Source organism: Halostella sp. PRR32, from assembly GCF_034808085.1.
Taxonomy (GTDB): Archaea; Halobacteriota; Halobacteria; order Halobacteriales; family Natronoarchaeaceae; genus Halostella; species Halostella pelagica.
Genome location: NZ_JAXHGL010000218.1, coordinates 1 through 253, shown reverse-complemented (window position 1 = coordinate 253; position 253 = coordinate 1). Strand labels below are relative to the sequence as shown.

Here is a 253-nt window from a genome sequence, read left to right as displayed (position 1 = left end):
TCTGCGGTAGACAATCTTTAGGTGCCTCATCCGACCAGTCCCGGTAGTGTTTCGTCTCTTAGCCTTGGCACTCCAGTTATACTTCCTCTTGCGCTTGGCAGGGTAGCCACACTTGCCACAAGTCGACTTCTGAAGGTGGTAGGCCTTAGAGCCACAGCGGCGGCACAACGTGTGCGTCTTATTGCGACGCTTTCCAAACGATGACGTTCCCTTCCCCATATAAGAAAAATGGAAAAAGCAGTTCCTTTAACCG

The 253-nt window shown here is 51.4% G+C and carries 1 pseudogene; it reads right to left on the bottom strand.

Features of this window, described 5'->3' with window-relative positions:
- Positions 1-60: 60 nt before the first annotated feature.
- A pseudogene (locus SM753_RS20940) lies at positions 61-219 on the bottom strand (50S ribosomal protein L37e); the annotation flags it as partial.
- Positions 220-253 lie beyond the last annotated feature (34 nt).